This is a genomic window from Niveispirillum sp. CC-CTL257, assembly GCF_059489915.1.
The window spans coordinates 2845249-2860678 of the sequence record NZ_JCAJXE010000001.1 but is presented as its reverse complement, the minus strand read 5'-3'; the positions used below and the strand labels follow the sequence as shown (position 1 = coordinate 2860678).

Annotated in this window: 17 protein-coding genes; 11 read left to right on the top strand and 6 right to left on the bottom strand. The window is 65.2% G+C overall.

Going from position 1 to position 15430, the window contains the following annotated elements; translation table 11 throughout:
• Nucleotides 1–119 precede the first annotated feature (119 nt).
• The 3 genes from purS to ABC729_RS13380 all read right to left on the bottom strand — a co-directional run bounded on the left by purS (nucleotide 120) and on the right by ABC729_RS13380 (nucleotide 2062).
• The gene (purS, locus tag ABC729_RS13390) at nucleotides 120–362 is read right to left on the bottom strand and encodes a phosphoribosylformylglycinamidine synthase subunit PurS (RefSeq protein WP_495608050.1); all 243 of its coding nucleotides are present in this window, start codon (nucleotides 360–362) and stop codon (nucleotides 120–122) included.
• A gap of 34 nt (nucleotides 363–396) precedes the next feature.
• The gene (gene purC / locus ABC729_RS13385; RefSeq protein WP_495608049.1) at nucleotides 397–1161 is read right to left on the bottom strand and encodes a phosphoribosylaminoimidazolesuccinocarboxamide synthase; all 765 of its coding nucleotides are present in this window, start codon (nucleotides 1159–1161) and stop codon (nucleotides 397–399) included.
• Between the two features lie 148 nt (nucleotides 1162–1309).
• Nucleotides 1310–2062 (bottom strand): NRDE family protein, encoded by a 753-nt coding sequence (locus tag ABC729_RS13380; protein WP_495608681.1) that lies wholly within the window; start codon nucleotides 2060–2062, stop codon nucleotides 1310–1312.
• A 139-nt stretch (nucleotides 2063–2201) separates the two neighbouring features.
• Here ABC729_RS13380 and ABC729_RS13375 point away from each other — a divergent pair, with 139 nt between their 5' ends.
• Entirely contained in the window at nucleotides 2202–2522 is a 321-nt protein-coding gene (locus ABC729_RS13375; RefSeq protein WP_495608048.1) for a DUF1476 domain-containing protein, read from the top strand.
• 25 nt (nucleotides 2523–2547) lie between these two features.
• Here the strand turns inward: ABC729_RS13375 and ABC729_RS13370 are convergent, their stop codons facing one another.
• Nucleotides 2548–3126: a regulatory protein RecX gene (locus tag ABC729_RS13370; protein WP_495608680.1), complete on the bottom strand. Its 579-nt coding sequence runs from the start codon at nucleotides 3124–3126 to the stop codon at nucleotides 2548–2550.
• 98 nt (nucleotides 3127–3224) lie between these two features.
• On the opposite strand from ABC729_RS13370, the gene ABC729_RS13365 reads away from it, so the two are divergent.
• The 4 genes from ABC729_RS13365 (at nucleotide 3225) to ABC729_RS13350 (ending at nucleotide 6660) form a co-directional block, all read left to right on the top strand.
• Nucleotides 3225–4028 (top strand): ABC transporter permease, encoded by an 804-nt coding sequence (locus tag ABC729_RS13365; RefSeq protein WP_495608047.1) that lies wholly within the window; start codon nucleotides 3225–3227, stop codon nucleotides 4026–4028.
• Between the two features lie 33 nt (nucleotides 4029–4061).
• Nucleotides 4062–4886, top strand: coding sequence for an ABC transporter permease (locus tag ABC729_RS13360; protein ID WP_495608046.1), 825 nt, complete (start codon nucleotides 4062–4064; stop codon nucleotides 4884–4886).
• 139 nt (nucleotides 4887–5025) lie between these two features.
• Nucleotides 5026–6333 (top strand): GIN domain-containing protein, encoded by a 1308-nt coding sequence (locus ABC729_RS13355; RefSeq protein WP_495608045.1) that lies wholly within the window; start codon nucleotides 5026–5028, stop codon nucleotides 6331–6333.
• A gap of 108 nt (nucleotides 6334–6441) precedes the next feature.
• Nucleotides 6442–6660 (top strand): hypothetical protein, encoded by a 219-nt coding sequence (locus tag ABC729_RS13350; RefSeq protein WP_495608044.1) that lies wholly within the window; start codon nucleotides 6442–6444, stop codon nucleotides 6658–6660.
• A 40-nt stretch (nucleotides 6661–6700) separates the two neighbouring features.
• Here ABC729_RS13350 and ABC729_RS13345 read toward each other — a convergent pair whose 3' ends face one another.
• Nucleotides 6701–7759, bottom strand: a complete 1059-nt coding sequence (locus ABC729_RS13345; protein ID WP_495608043.1) for a hypothetical protein — start codon at nucleotides 7757–7759, stop codon at nucleotides 6701–6703.
• A 207-nt stretch (nucleotides 7760–7966) separates the two neighbouring features.
• On the opposite strand from ABC729_RS13345, the gene hemJ reads away from it, so the two are divergent.
• Nucleotides 7967–8404: a protoporphyrinogen oxidase HemJ gene (hemJ, locus tag ABC729_RS13340; RefSeq protein ID WP_495608042.1), complete on the top strand. Its 438-nt coding sequence runs from the start codon at nucleotides 7967–7969 to the stop codon at nucleotides 8402–8404.
• Nucleotides 8405–8432: 28 nt separating this feature from the next.
• Here the strand turns inward: hemJ and ABC729_RS13335 are convergent, their stop codons facing one another.
• Nucleotides 8433–9782, bottom strand: a complete 1350-nt coding sequence (locus tag ABC729_RS13335; RefSeq protein ID WP_495608041.1) for a hypothetical protein — start codon at nucleotides 9780–9782, stop codon at nucleotides 8433–8435.
• A gap of 81 nt (nucleotides 9783–9863) precedes the next feature.
• Here ABC729_RS13335 and ABC729_RS13330 point away from each other — a divergent pair, with 81 nt between their 5' ends.
• From ABC729_RS13330 to ABC729_RS13310, 5 genes are all read left to right on the top strand, one after another.
• Entirely contained in the window at nucleotides 9864–12470 is a 2607-nt protein-coding gene (locus ABC729_RS13330; RefSeq protein ID WP_495608040.1) for a helicase-related protein, read from the top strand.
• Nucleotides 12467–13324: a peptide chain release factor N(5)-glutamine methyltransferase gene (prmC, locus tag ABC729_RS13325; protein WP_495608039.1), complete on the top strand. Its 858-nt coding sequence runs from the start codon at nucleotides 12467–12469 to the stop codon at nucleotides 13322–13324. Before ABC729_RS13330 ends, prmC begins: the two co-directional genes overlap by 4 nt.
• Nucleotides 13325–13408: 84 nt before the next feature.
• Complete coding sequence (locus ABC729_RS13320) at nucleotides 13409–13792, top strand: VOC family protein (protein ID WP_495608038.1); 384 nt, start codon at nucleotides 13409–13411, stop codon at nucleotides 13790–13792.
• Between the two features lie 289 nt (nucleotides 13793–14081).
• Nucleotides 14082–14492, top strand: coding sequence for a DUF4167 domain-containing protein (locus tag ABC729_RS13315; protein WP_495608037.1), 411 nt, complete (start codon nucleotides 14082–14084; stop codon nucleotides 14490–14492).
• A gap of 79 nt (nucleotides 14493–14571) precedes the next feature.
• On the top strand, nucleotides 14572–15426 hold the full coding sequence (locus tag ABC729_RS13310) for a sterol desaturase family protein (protein ID WP_495608036.1): 855 nt from the start codon (nucleotides 14572–14574) through the stop codon (nucleotides 15424–15426).
• Nucleotides 15427–15430 lie beyond the last annotated feature (4 nt).

The window sequence follows — 15430 nt, the reverse complement described above, 5'->3', positions numbered from 1 at the left end:
GTCCAGTCTGTAACCGCTGGCCGGAAATATCTCAACCCAATGAAAAAAGGGGCACCCGACGGCACCCCTTTTGTCTTGGTCGGTATTCCCTCAGCCGCCCAGGGGCGACGTCAGCAGGATCAGGCCACCAGCTCGATCGAGTAATTCTCGATGACGGTATTGGCCAGCAGCTTGCGGCACATGTCCTCGATCTGGGCCTTGGCCTTCACCGGGTCGGTCTCGGCAACCTCCAGCTCGATCAGCTTGCCCTGGCGAACTTCGCCGACGCCATCGAAACCCAGATTGGTCAGCGCATGGCCGATGGCCTTGCCCTGCGGGTCCAGCACGCCGTTCTTCAGCGTCACAACGACCTTGGCCTTCATGGGAGAACCCTTTTCAGTAATGGGGGGTCAACACTTACTGTACGAGTTTCGGTGCGGTATGGTCGCCGGGGCCCGCCTCGGGCAGGATGCCCAGGCGGCGGGCCACTTCCTGATAGGCCTCGGCAACATTACCCAGATCCTGGCGGAAACGGTCCTTGTCCAGCTTCTCGTTGGTCTTGGCGTCCCACAGACGGCAATTATCCGGGCTGATCTCGTCGGCCAGGATGATGCGCATCTCGTCATTCTCATACAGCCGGCCGAACTCCACCTTGAAGTCCACCAGCTTCAGACCGATGCCCAGGAACAGACCATTCAGATAGTCGTTGATGCGCAGGGCCAGCGACAGCATGTCGTCCAGGTCCTGCGGGGCCGCCCAGCCGAAGGCCGTGATATGCTCTTCGGAGACCATCGGGTCGCCCAGCTCATCGTTCTTGAAATAATATTCGACGATGGAGCGGGGCAGCGGCGTGCCTTCGGGAATGCCGAAACGCTTGGTCAGGGACCCGGCAGCGATATTGCGCACCACCACCTCGATGGGGATGATCTCCACCTCGCGCACCAGCTGCTCACGCATGTTGAGGCGGCGCACGAAATGGTTGGGGATGCCAATCTCGCCCAGCTTCGTCATCAGATATTCACTGATGCGGTTATTCAGGACGCCCTTGCCCGTAATCGTGCCCTTCTTCTGGGCATTGAAGGCGGTCGCGTCGTCCTTGAAGTACTGGACCAGGGTGCCAGGCTCGGGGCCTTCATACAGAATCTTGGCCTTGCCTTCATAGATGCGCCGGCGTCGCGTCATGGGTCTGGTGTCCAGCAATCGTTCCAGCCAAAGGGAGACGGACCCGCATGGCAAAACCAGCGGGTCCGGTGCCCAACCCTATAGCAAGCAACGCGCCCCCGCACAATGAAACCAGCGATGCGGGCGGGTCAGTGCTGGGTGGCGGTGATCAGAGGGCGACGGGCGCGAACCCCACCTGATCGGGCCGTCCGGGCGCGAACAGGAAGCGGGGCTTGGTACCCAGCCGGTCGATGGACGGCAGGGCGACCAGGGCCGAACTGCCCGTCTCAAACCCGCTGGGGGTGACGATGCACATGGCCCCACGGGGGCCTGCATCCCCGTCCCAGATACGGCTGCCCAGCAGGTGGGTCCAGCCCGCCCAATCGTCCGCCGCCGGATCGGGCATGGGGGCCGCCTGGAACAGCGGCTGGAAAAAGCGCAGGCGGGGATGGTCCGGGTCGTTCAGGTCGGAGGCGGCGACCATGGACAGGCCCGCCGGGATCGTCTCCACCCGCACCTTGTTGCTGTTCCCCGTCAGCGACAGGCAGAAGGCGTCGCGATTATCGGCCACCACCAGATTGAAGGGCCGGTAGGCGCGGCCATCCAGATGGGCCAGGGCGTCTGCGGCACTGGCGGCATCGGCATGGTCCAGCGCGTCCAGCACCAGTTCGCCGCGCGAGCGTTTGCCCGCCATCGGTCCCAGCGTGCCCTCGCGGTTCAGGACGGTGGCGACGACACCGTGATCGTTCAGACCCAGCCAGGACCCGCCCGCAATCTCATCGATGCCGGCCATCACCTCTGGCCGGTCGGGCCAATGGCGGGCGGGCGGCTTCCAGGGCCGCCCCTTCATTTCATCCCGGTTGCCGGCCAGCAGCAGCGGCCAGTCATGGCCGGGACGGCGCAGGATCACAACAGTACACATGGCGGCATTGACCTTCCGCATTTTCCAAAGTCCCGGCCATCCGTAAGATCAGGACGGGCCGGATGGTGGCATCTGACACATCGGGCGTATATATAGGGCCCAGGGCTCATTTGTTCGACCCGCCAGCAGAGGATTAGAAATGACGACGTTTGACGAACGCGAACAAGCCTTCGAGAACAAGTTCAAGCATGATGAAGAAGTGCAATTCCGCGTCTTTGCCCGCCGTGCAAAGCTGGCTGGCCTGTGGGCCGCCGGCCTGCTGGGCCTGACCGGCGACGATGCCGCCGCCTATGCCAAGCAGATCGTCACCGTCGATTTCGAGGAGCCGGGCCACAAGGACATTGTCCGCCGCATCCTGGCCGATTTCCAGGCCAAGGGCGTGGACGTCTCCGAACACCGGATCGAAAAGGAACTGAACGACCTGCTGGAGACGGCCCGTCAGCAGATTCAGAGCGAGTAATCGTTCTTCGTTGGGGGAGAGGGGTCTATTCCTCCTCCCCCTCCCGGTCGATGACGCGCCGCGCGGTTTCCAGGTCGAACCCGGCCCGCGCCATGGCGGCGATATCCTTGTCGCGCCGCGCCCGTGCCTCGTCCTCCGACAGGCCCCGGTCGGGCCGAAACCCGCCCAGCCGGCGGCGGCGGGCATAGGCCAGCGCCGCGTTCCACTCCGCCTCTCCCTCCTCAGCCCCTTCCAGGCTGCCCAACGCCTTTTCCACCTGATCGCCGTCCAGACCCTTGGCCATCAGTTTCTGGCGGATCACACGGGTGGACCCGCCGCGCCGTTGCAGGCCCGACGCCTTCATTTCCGCATAAAGCCCGTCATTCAGCAGCCCGGAGCGGAGATAGCGCGCGATCAGCGCCTCGACCCATTCCCGCCCCTCCTGTGGATCGGTGCCATGCGCCTTGGCGGAGGCATCGACACGGCGCAGCAGCAGCCGGCGCAGATTGGCCGACGAACTGGCGAACCGTTCCAGATAATGCAGGGCCGCCCGGTCCAGATAGGCAGGATTCACCCGCTTTGCCACCTTGCGCCCGTTTCCCGCCCGTCCCGTGTCGTCCGTCACTGCCAATCCCCTGTCCTCGCGCCATCATTGCCGCCGACCGGATGCCCGTATAGTGTCGGGCACCAACTTTTCCGCTGCCCCGGATAGATCCCACCATCATGTCGCAACCGACCCTCCCCATGCCCCGCGCCGTCGGCGCCGTCAACTGGATCGGGCTTGCCACCCTGATCCGCAAGGAAGTCCACCGGTTCCTGAAGGTCTGGGTCCAGACCATCGCGGCCCCCGTCGTCACCACGCTGCTGTTCTACGCGGTCTTCGCCCTGGCGCTGGGCGGGGTGGTGCGGATGGTGGGGGATGTGCCCTTCCTGTTGTTTCTGGCGCCCGGCCTGATCATGATGGCCATCGCCCAGAACGCCTTTGCCAATTCCTCCTCCTCGGTGCTGGTGGCCAAGGTGCAGGGGAATATCGTCGATGTGCTGATGCCGCCCATTTCCGCGCTGGAACTGACGGCGGCCTATGTCATTGGCGGCGTGGTGCGCGGGGCCATTGTCGGGCTGGTCACGGCGCTGGCCATCGCGCTTTTTATCCCGCTTCAGCTGCATTCCATCGGTTTCATCCTGTTCCACGGGGTGGCGGCGGCCTCGCTTCTGGCGCTGCTGGGCCTGATCGGCGGCATCTGGGCCGATAAGTTCGACCATATGGCCGTCGTCACGAACTTCATCGTGACGCCGCTCTCCTTCCTGTCCGGCACTTTCTATTCCATCGACAGCGTGCCGCCCGCCTTCCGCTTCATCGCGCATCTGAACCCGTTCTTCTATTTCATCGATGGTTTCCGCTATGGCTTCATCGGCCAGACCGATGGGACGCTGGGCACAGGCATCCTGGTGATGCTGGGCATCAACCTGATCCTGGGCTTCGTCGCCTGGCGGATGATCAACAAGGGTTACAAGCTGAAAGCGTGACGAAACGCGTTAGCTTGTAGGGGAGTGCAGTTCATGACCATGGAACAGACGCGCGGCCCCGCCGGCGCCTTCAATCCCGCAATCGCGCGGCAGGTGCCGGCCTTCCATTGGCTGGCTTTCCTGACGCTGTGCCGGCGCGAGCTGCGGCGCATGGTGAAGATGGCGGCGGCCTTCCTGATCGCACCGGCCCTGATGGCGGGCATCTATTTCGTCTGTTTCCTGTTCGGGCTGGGGCCGCAGCGGGGCACGCCGGAAGGTGATGCGGTGCTGTCCTATCTGGTGCCGGGCCTAATCATGCTGTCGGTGCTGCTGCGCTCTGCGGAGAATGGCGGCTTCATGCTGCTCTACAGCAAGATCGAAGGCCATATCATCGATGAGCTGATGGCCCCCATCGGCGCGCGGGAGGCGATCCCCGCCTATCTTCTGGCAGGTGTTGTGGCCGGCATGGGCAGTGGCATCGTGGTCTGGATCGCGTCGCTGTTCTTCTGGCCGCTGCCGGTGGCGAACCCGCTCTCCGCCTTGGGCTTCGCGCTGGCCGGATCGCTGTTCATGGCCCTGTGCGGTCTGTTGTGTGGCATGGCCAGCACCAAATGGGACCATATCTCCGCTTACTTCACGTTCCTGTTCACCCCACTCTCCTTCCTGTCGGGCCTGTTCGCCCCGGTCGAGTCGATGCCGGAAACCCTGGCCATGATCGTTCGGCTGAACCCGATCTTCCACGCGATGGAGGGGTTCCGCCACGGCATCCTGGGCGGGGCGATGCCCTGGGGCTCGGCCCTGTTCCTGCTGGTTTCCATCACCCTGCTCTATGCGCTGGCCGCACGGCTTTATTCGGTGGGATGGCGGATGAAGAGTTAAGCGTTCGTAACAATGCGTTATCATCGGTTACCAAGGCCGGATATTTGTAAACCCCCTGCAAATGCGGCGGACAGGGGGGCCGGGCAGCCGCATTATCCAAGGTGAGATACGGGAACCGATGAAGTACAGGAACCGACCCATGGATGGCGCCCTTTCCAGCACCCCGCCCAGCAGCCTTTCCGGCCGCCCGCGCCTGACCCCCGGCGTGCCCGCCGGTGGCATTGCCGCCATCATCATCGCACTGGGCGTCATCGGCTGGGGCCTGGCCGCCGGCGATGATGGCGGGCATGGCGGCCACGGTGTGCATTTCAACATCGACATCCCCGACGCGCCCGAACCCCCTGAGCCGCCGGAACCGCCGGAACCTCCTGAGGCACCGGATGTGCATGTGAATGTCGATGTGAACCCGCAGATGGTGGAACGCGCCGTGCGCGACGCCATGCGCGGCGTTGATGTTGATGCGACCCGGATGCAGGCGCTGCGCGACGCGCAGGCAGGGCTGGCTGACGCCCAGCGGGAGCTGGCCGCCGCCCGCGAACAGTTGCAGCGTGAAGGCAAGGATGTGCCGGCCATCGCCGAGGGTGCGCTGCGCGTGGCCGAACTGGGTGTGGCCGCCGCCGCCGGTGCCGCCAAGGGTGCGCAGGCCCAGGTGCGCGACGGCGATGGCAGCATCATGCAGTCCTTTGACGCGCCCAAGGGCGTGCAGTTGATCAATATCGGCGGCGACGTCACCATCGAACGCTCGTCGCGGGCCGAAAAGGTGCGGGTGGAAATCGACAAGGGCGCCAGCAATATGGATCTGGACGTCAAGGATGGCGTGCTGACCGTCCGGGGCCGCAACGATCCCCATATCGGCCGCACCGATATGCGCCTGACCATCCCGGCTGATACCGACTTGACAGTGGCCGGGCTGGCCGGTGACCTGTCCATTGGCGGTCGCTCCGATGCCAAACTGTCGGTGCAGCTGCTGCGCGGCGACATCTCCGCCGAACGTGTGGGCGCGCTGTCGGTCGATATCCTGGAATCGGGTTCCGTCTCTGTCGAACGTGTCGAAGGCCCCCTGAATTTCCGGGTCCAGGGGTCGGGCGAATTGTCGGTGGAGCGGGCGGAGACGGCCAAGCTGGACATTAACGGCCATGCCAATGTCTCGCTGGGCCGCGTTGAAAACGGTCTGGCCCTGTCCATCGCCGGCCATTCCGACATGGATATCGGTCGCGTCAACGGCCCTGTCCGTGTCGATTTCCCCGGTGCCGGCCGCGTCAGCATCGGCGAGGGCGAGGCAGAGCTGGAAGCCCGCATCACCGGTGCCGGCACGCTGGAATTCAACGGCACCGCCATCAACCCGATGGTCATCGCGTCGGGTGCCGGCAATGTCCATATCGCCCGGCATGAGGGCAAGGCCAATGTCCGCAATACCGGCGTCGGCAATACCTATGTCGGTGACTGAGGCATGAGGTGATGATCAGAGGCCGCAGGCCCGGCGGCGACTGCCGCCGCGCCGCACGTGCGGCGTAAGCCAAGCCAACGGATGTTGGCACCGGCGATTGAGGAACACATGATTAAGCGTCCCCCGCCGAAAGCGCCCGCCGTGACCAGCGCCCCGCAGGCCGGGGAATTGGACGGGCGCATCCGGCAGGGGGAGATTGAACGGCTGCGCCGTCAGGCCACCGACCGGGGCTTCAAGGAACAGGTACAGCGCGCCGCCAAGGCCAAGGGCGAAGACCCCTATCAGCTCCTGGCGGACGCCATCCGCAAGATGCTGCGGGGGGAATAGGTCAGGGTGAGGCCTCTGCCTTGCCCTGACCTGCTCCCCCTCACTTCATCCCGCTGGCCGCATTCTCGATGGCCAGAATATGGTCCAGGCCCGGCAGAATCTCCGACCGGATGAATTCCACGCGCTTGTTGGGTCCCGCCCCACCCTGCGGGAACCGGGCCTTCCACAGCGCCATCTTCACGGCCAGACCGCACAGCACGCCGCCGATGGTGACATGGTGGCTTTCGATCTGGTGGCGCACCGACCGGAAACTGTCGGCGCTGATATCGTTCCAGAAATCCTTGGACCGTCGGTCAAACGCCTCGAAACGGCCCGTGATGGAGGTGGTGATGGAGGTCAGTTTCGACTGCACATCCGACAGCATCTTCATGATGTTGCGGTCGCGCGCGATCAGTTCCGATGCCTTGGGCTCCATGGCCCATTTCAGGAACTTCTGCACCTCCGGCACGATGCCATCCAGGCAGGATCGGAAATAGGCCAGCGACAGGAACACGTCGCCGTAATCCTCCAGGAAGTCCGGGATCTCGTTCAGCTTCACCTTCAGCTTTTCCGACAGCAGGCGCAGATTGGCCAGCGCCTCCTCCCGGTCGGGATTTGCCAGCATGGCCAGAATATCTGAGACATCGGTGATCTGCCGTTCCTCGCTGCCATAAACCTGTTGCAGCAGGGGTCGGGTGAAATCCTTCATATAGCCAGTCAGTTCGGCACGTTTGCTGTCCGACAGCTGCAAGGCCTTGGCATCGTTCACCGCGATACCGACGCGGCGTAGTTCCTTGCGCAGCGTATAGACGTCGAAACTGTTGATGCGGACCAGCTTGCTGATCTGCACCATATCGACGCGCAGGCTCTTGGTATGGCTGGGAAACAGGCTGGCCAAGTGATCGGGGCTGATCTGACCGCTGCCCGTTGACCGGTCCTGGAAGATTTCCACCACGGTTTCCAGACGCGCATTCTTGATCAGCTTGGCCCGGCGCAGGCCCGGCGTTTCCAATGGCAGCATGGCCATGGGCAGGATATGCAGCGCATCGCGCGACGCATCATCAAACTGGATGACCTCGGCTTCCCCATCGGGCGCTTCGGTCTGGGCGGTATCGGCCATATCGGTTCCCGGGGCCTGGATGGCCGGAGGTTTTGTTAGCGGCAACCTAGCACGCATCGCCGTGTATGCAAGGCGTTCCCTTGTCGCGGGCGTGGCATGGCGCTTGGTTCAGCAAAGGTTGGGTGCTATTTAGCCGGGGTGCGGAGCCGTGGGCAAATGTCCATCGGGATATCCGGGACGGAACGGGACAAAGCGGGAAGGTGCGGCGTGGGTGACTATTACCTTTGGATCAAGGCCCTGCATGTCATCAGCATCATCGCCTGGATGGCGGGCATGCTCTATCTGCCCCGCCTGTTCGTCTATCATTGCGATGCCGAACGCGGGTCTGTGCAGTCAGAAACCTTCAAGGTGATGGAACGCCGTCTGCTGAAGGCCATCATCAACCCGGCCATGGGCGGGGCCTGGATTTTCGGCGTCGCCATGATCGCCCTGAACCCCGACATGCTGAAGGGTCAGGGCTGGCTGCATGCCAAACTGACCCTGGTGCTGCTGATGTCGGGAATGCATGGCGTACTGGTCAAGCATGTGCGCCTGTTCGCCAATGACGCCAATGCCAAGCCCGCGCGCTATTTCCGTATCATGAATGAGGTGCCGACCGTCCTGATGATCGGCATCGTCATCCTGGTGATCGTCAAGCCGTTCTGATCCTGTCTTGTTCAGATGAAGCCGCCCGTCAATTCACCGCCATCAGGCCCCGGAACAGGGAGGTGGCGTCGGTGCCGTTCAGGGTGACTTGACCGGTGGGCGTGATGGTCAGGGCGTATTGGTGGGTGGTGCCGTCGGGCCCGGGTTCGGGGCGGCCCAGGCCCTGCAGGGCGTAGAGGCCGATGGACAGGGCTGCCCCATTGGCACCCATCGACTGGTTGATGCCGGTGATAATCCTGTCCACGCCGCGCAGCGACAGGGTGGCGTTGCCCGTCACGCCGCTGGCATTACCGGGGCCGAAGCGAAAATCGCCCTGGCCCAGGATCGTGGAATTGGGGTTCGACAGGCTGAGCTTGGACAGTTTGATCGTACTGCCCGCCGCCGCCAGGGCAGGGGTCCAGCCATCGGCGGGTTTGGCCCCGGTCAGCAAGGCCCTGGGCAGGGCGGTGCCGGTCAGGTTGATGGCGGCGCGCATGGGCAGCAGGTCAGGGGAAAGGCGGGGGCCCATATGGTTCAACCCCTCATGCGTCCAGTCCAGGGCCAGGGCGGCCTTGGCCGATGACAGGCCGGACAGGGTCAGCTTGCCCTTGGCCCTCTCCAGCGCGCTGCGCGTACCATCGTCCCGCACTTGTCGAAAGCCCGTGATATCGGCGGAGAGGTCGGCGGTGCGGGCGATACGGTCCAGGTGGGCGCGGTCACCGCTGGCCAGCAAATCGCCCATGCGGCGCATGTCCAGACCATCGGCCCCGCCATCCAGGCGCAGACGCTGTACCGACAGCCGGTCAATGCCCATCGGGTCCTTCAGCGACAAAGCATCCAGCGCCAGAGAGACACGTCCGCTCCACACCCCGTCCTTCATGGATTTTGGTGTCAGGATCAGGCGCAGGGCAGACAGGCTGCCGGTGCCGGCCCCCAAGGCGGGTTTGAAGCTGGCGTTGGCGATATCGAGATCGGCGGAGAGCAGGGAGCGGCCATCGCCGCTGATCGCCATTGTCAGGCTCTGCCGGGCCAGCGCGATATCACCCAGGCGGAAGCCATTGCCGCCATAGAGCGTCAGGCCCTGCGGCAGACGTAGTTTCAACTGCCAGGACCCGTCGGGCCGGGGGGTGGCGTCGCCCTCCACCAGCGGGGCCTCCACCATCCAGCCATCATTGCTGGCCAGGCGCAGGTTGGGGATGCGCAAATGATAAAGGCCGGCCTTTTCCGTCACGGCCACATCAGGCACGCGTTCGACATAGAGCCGGTCGCGGCTGCCGGCCGACTCGCCCAGGCGGCGGGTCAGCATGTCCTTCAGGGATGCTGCCTGTTCCGGGCTGGCGCCGGCGGGGGCGGCAAGCGTGAAGACCAGGGCGGCGAGGAGGAGAAGCGCTTTCTTCATGTCTGATGATCTGACCCGCGCAGATGGCTTTTCCATGGCCGGGCTTGCATTATCACAGGCGTCCGCCCATGGATAAGCACCATGAGCGCAAATCCTTCCCATCCGGCGGGGCTGGCGACGGCCACGGGTGGCCGGGTGCTGGCGGTGCTGGGCCCCACCAATACCGGCAAGACCTATCTGGCCATGGAGCGCATGGGGGCCCATGCCACCGGCATGATCGGCTTTCCGCTGCGTCTGCTGGCGCGCGAGAACTATGACAAGCTGGTGCGGATGAAGGGGGCCAATCACGTGGCCCTGGTGACGGGGGAGGAGAAGATCATCCCGCCGGCCCCGCGCTATTGGGTCTGTACGGTGGAAAGCATGCCGCTGGAACGCCAAGTGGCGTTCCTGTGTGTGGATGAAATCCAGCTTTGTGCCGACGCCGAACGCGGGCACATCTTCACCGACCGGCTGCTGCATGCGCGGGGCGGGGAGGAGACGATGTTTTTAGGGTCGGACATGATCCGGCCCCTGATCCAGAAGCTGATCCCCAAGGTGGAGATCATCACCCGCCCGCGCTTTTCCAAACTGAGTTTCGGGGGGCACAAGAAGCTGACCAAGCTGCCGCCGCGCAGTGCCGTCACGGCCTTTTCGGTGACAGAGGTTTATCAGCTGGCGGAGATGGTGCGGCGGTCGCGCGGGGGGACGGCGGTGGTGATGGGGGCGCTCAGCCCCCGCACCCGCAATGCCCAGGTGGCCATGTATCAGGCGGGCGATGTCGATTATCTGGTGGCCACCGACGCCATCGGCATGGGCCTGAACATGGATGTGGACCATGTCTGGTTCGCGCGCATGAACAAGTTCGACGGGCAGCGTCCCCGCCGCCTGACGGCACCGGAAGTGGCGCAGATCGGCGGGCGGGCGGGTCGGCACCAGACGGACGGCACCTTTGGCACCACCTGGGACTGTTCCCCCCTGGATGACGATATCGTGCAGGCGGTGGAGAACCATGAGTTCCCGCCTTTGCAGCAACTGAGCTGGCGTAACAGTGAACTGGATACGCGGTCGGTGGACGGGCTGCTGCGCAGCCTGGAAGCGCCGTCGCCCTCCCCCCTGCTGATCCGCGCGCGGCCCGCCGATGATGTGGAGGCGCTGAAGGCCCTGGCCGGCGACGCAGAGGTGATAGGCCTGACGCGCCGTCCGCGCGGGGTTAAGATGCTGTGGGAGGTCTGTCAGGTCCCGGATTTCCGCAAGACCATGACGGATGCGCATACAAGGCTGCTGGGTCAGTTGTACCGTCACCTGATGGCACCCGGCGGGCGGCTGCCCACCGACTTTGTGGCGGGACAGGTGCAGCGGCTGGACAATCTGAATGGGGACATCGACACGCTGGTGTCGCGCATCGCCCATATCCGTACCTGGACCTATATCAGCCATCGCGCCGACTGGGTCACCGATCCCAAGCACTGGCAGGGGCTGACGCGCGGGATTGAGGATCGGCTGTCGGACGCGCTGCATGAAAGGCTGACGCAACGCTTTGTCGATAAGCGCTCGGCAGGGCTGGTGAAATCCTTGCGCACGGGGCGGGAGCTGTCGGGGTTCGTCACGGCGGATGGCACCGTGGTGGTGGAAGGCCATCCCGTCGGCGCGCTGCGGGGGCTTGGCTTTGAGATGCAGGCCGATGTGGGTGACGATGACGCCCCCACCCTGATGACCGCCGCGCGCCGGGCCCTGCGTGAGGAGATTGCGCGCCGGGTGGCGGCGTTGGAGGCGGCGGGGGATGAGGCCTTTGCCCTGGGTCCCGACGGAATGCTGCGCTGGGACGGGGTGGAGGTCGGGCGGCTGATGGCCGGTGAACGGCTGCTGTCGCCTGCTGTGCGGCTGCTGCGCGATGATTTGTTGGAAGGTGTGCAGCGGGAACGGGTAAGGGGGCGGCTGTTGGGCCTTGTTGCCGCACGGGTGCGTGCCGATCTGGCCCCGCTGGTCCGGCTGGAGGCGGCGGAGATCACGGGCGCGGCGCGCGGGGTGGTGTTCCAACTGTCGGAGGCCGCCGGGATATTGCCGCGTGAAGCGGTGGCGGGGCTGCTGACGGGGATTGATAAGCCGCAGCGGGTGGCGCTGGAACGGCTGGGCGTGCGGTTTGGGGTAGGGCAGATCTATCTGCCGGGCCTGATCAAACCGCGTGCCGCCGCGATGCTGGGCCTGCTCTGGGCGGTGAAACAGGGATTGGCGCTGCCGCCCGCCTTGCCGCCGCCGGGGCGGATTTCGGTGATGCGGGAGGGGATGGATGATGGCTTGCTGCGCGCCGCCGGCTACCTGCCGCTGGGGCCGCGCGCGGTGCGGGTGGATATGGCCGACCGGTTGATGCAGGTGATTGCCGACCGGTCGGGCGACGGGCGGTTGACCGACCTGTCGGGTCTGGCACCGCTGGCCGCCTGTTCCAATGCGGAGGTTCCCGCCATTCTGATGGCCCTGGGCTGGCGGTTGCGCAAGAAGCCGCCGGTGGCGGAGGGGCAGGAGCCGGCCCCCGACATCTGGGTCCGGCGCAGGCCGGAGGGGCCGGTGGCGAAGGCGGTGGAGGTGGTGCCTGTGGATGCCGATAATCCCTTTGCCGCCCTGGCGGGGCTGAAGGAAAAGATGCTGGCCGTGCCGGCCCCGGCGAAGGCCGGACGGCGGCGGCGACGCGGGGGCAAGGGGACAGGGCCATGATCGATCTGTTGGCCCTGCTGCGCGATGCCGAACAGCGGCTGACGGCGTTGGGTGTGGAAGAGGCGCGGCTGGACCTGCTCTATCTGGCCGAACGCGCCTTTGGCGTGCCGGTATCGCGCCTGCGCCGGCCCGCCGGCCTGACGGGCACGGCGGAGCAGGTCGCGGCCTTCAACGCGCTGGTGGAACGCCGCGCGGTGCGGGAGCCGGTGCAGCGCATCCTGGGCGATTGGGAATTCTGGGGCCTGACCCTGGCGCTGGGTCCACAAACCCTGATCCCAAGGCCCGATACAGAAACGCTGGTGGAAGCGGTGCTGAAAGCCTGTCCCGACCGGGGGCGGACCTGGCGGATTCTAGATCTCGGCACCGGGACCGGGGCCATCTTGCTGGCGCTGCTGTCGGAATATCCGGCGGCGTTTGGCGTGGGTGTCGATCTGTCGCCCGACGCCGCGATGGTGGCGCGGGGGAACGCGGTGTCGCTGGGCCTGTCAGCGCGGGCGGCGTTTGTGGCGGGGTCGTGGGTGGATGCGCTGACCGGGCCGTTCGATATCATCGTATCGAACCCACCCTATATTCCCGATGCCGACATTGCCGGGCTGGCGCCCGAGGTGGCGCGGTTTGAGCCATGGCGGGCGCTGGCCGGCGGGGTGGATGGGCTGGACCCCTATCGCCATCTGGTGCGGGTGCTGCCGCCGCTGCTGTCGCCCGGCGGGGTTGCCGGGTTCGAACATGGGGCCGATCAGGGGCCGGCGGTGGCCGGCCTGATGCGCGGGGCCGGATTTGCTGATGTGGTCACGCTGCGCGACCTGGGCGGGCGCGACCGCGTGGCCCTGGGGCGGGGGTCCGGCCACGATTGACGGCGGTGTCGGTGCCTCCCTATCCTCCCCCTCCCCAGACAGGCCGGCGGATAGGCACGGCGGATCGTGAAGGAGGGGGAGGAAATGTTCAGCCATGTCATTCTCGGTGCCAATGATATCGAGGCATCGAAGGCGTTCTATGATGCGACCCTGGCGGCGCTGGGCATAGCACCCGGCTATTACGATCCCAAGGGCCGCGTGTTTTATCGCACGCCCACGGGTGTTCTGGGCCTGACCAAGCCCATCAATGGCGAGCCGGCCACCTGTGCCAATGGCGGCACCATCGGGTTTGGTGCCAAGTCGCCCGAAGAGGTGGATGCCTGGCATGCCGCCGGCATCGCCAATGGCGGCACCCCCTGTGAGGACCCGCCGGGCGTGCGCATCATGGGCGAGATGAAGCTGTACCTGGCCTATCTGCGCGATCCGGCAGGCAACAAGCTGTGTGGTCTGCACCGCATGCCGGCCTGATCAGCAGGCAGCAGGTCAGGAATGCAGCAGGTGGAAGGTGAATTCGTCTTCCACCTGTTACGCTTCCGTAAAAAACCCTTGGAATGCAAGGCGAGTATCGCTAGGGTCCGCTTCGGACGGCAGCAGCGCGTGGGGCGCCTGCCGTGGCAAAGCCCTCGGACCGGGGCTTATGCGTCCCAGGGCAGGGCGATCAAACGCCGCCCGAACAGGTCAAGGCCGATAAAAACGGATAAGACGGGACGGCATGGTGTCCGGGGGCTTCGATAACCAGGGGCCGAGCATATAGCGAATGAGACAGGGACCCAATAATCAGCAGCGGCGGCGTGGCCGCGGTGGCAATGGCGGTGGCGGTAACGGCGGTGGCAATAATGGTGGCGGCGGTAATCGCCGTCAGAATATGCCGCTGCGTCACCAGAACTTTGACAGCAACGGCCCGGATGTGCGCATCCGTGGCAATGCCTTCCAGGTCTATGAAAAGTATCAGGCCCTGGCGCGCGACGCCCATGCCTCGGGCGACCGGGTGGCGGCGGAGAATTATCTCCAGCATGCCGAGCATTATTACCGCATCATCTGCCAGATCAACGAGCAGGAAGGCCGCGCCCGCCAGCATGTGCCGCGCTATGACGGCGATGAGGGTGAAGGCGGCGATGACGGTATGAGCGACGCCGATCCGGGCGAAAGCGACCAGCCGGCGGCGTGATAGAGACGGGGGCGGTACTTGGCCCCCGGTGCCGCTTCTGTCATCCTGGCGTCCCGTCACCTGAAGGGACGTATCGGGCATGGCGCAGACGCAGTCGGCCTTGGACCAGGCCGTCGAGGATTGGCTTTTATCGTTGGCAGGCCTGCTGACGGCACCGGAATCGGTGCTGTGGTGGCCGGGTCTGGCCATCGGCCTGATCGGGGCCGTCTGGTTCGGGCGTGATCGCGCCCTGTGGGGCCGGGCAGCCGATTACTGGCGCGAACTGCCCGTTGATGCCGGCTGTTTCATCGCCAATTCTGCCCTGCCGTTCCTGCTGTCGCCCTTGCTGTTCGCCCTGTCGGTGATCGCGGCCAAGGGGGCGGCGGCGTTTGTCGGGGCGCTGCTGGGTGTCGGTGCGATAGGGGCGCCGGAATGGCCGCTGCTGCTGCTGGCCGCCCTTGCCGCCTTCGTGGCCGGCGATTTCGCGCTCTACTGGACCCACAGGCTGTTCCATGCGGTGCCTTGGCTGTGGCAGAGCCATAAGCTGCACCATGCCCCACCCGTCCTGACCCCGCTGACCGCCTTCCGCTTCTGGCCGTGGGAGCAGGTGGTGCATCTGTCGGGCAATATGATCGGCCAGGGTCTGGGTCTGGGTCTGGTGGCTGGACTGGCAGGGGCAGAGGTGCCGGCCCTGACCGTGCTGGGCGTCAATATCTTCATGCTGGCCTGGGGCCTGGCCTTCGCGCATCTGCGGCACAGCCCCGTGCCCATGCCGTTTCCGCGCGCCCTGTCGGGATGGCTGATCTCCCCTCATATGCATCAGCTTCACCATTCCAGCGCGGACCAGCACCGCGACCGGAATTTCGGCACGGCACTGGCCCTCTGGGACCGGATGTTCGGGACCTATGCGCTGCCGGAAAAGGGGGAGCGGTTCCGGTTCGGGGTGGAGGGCTGATACC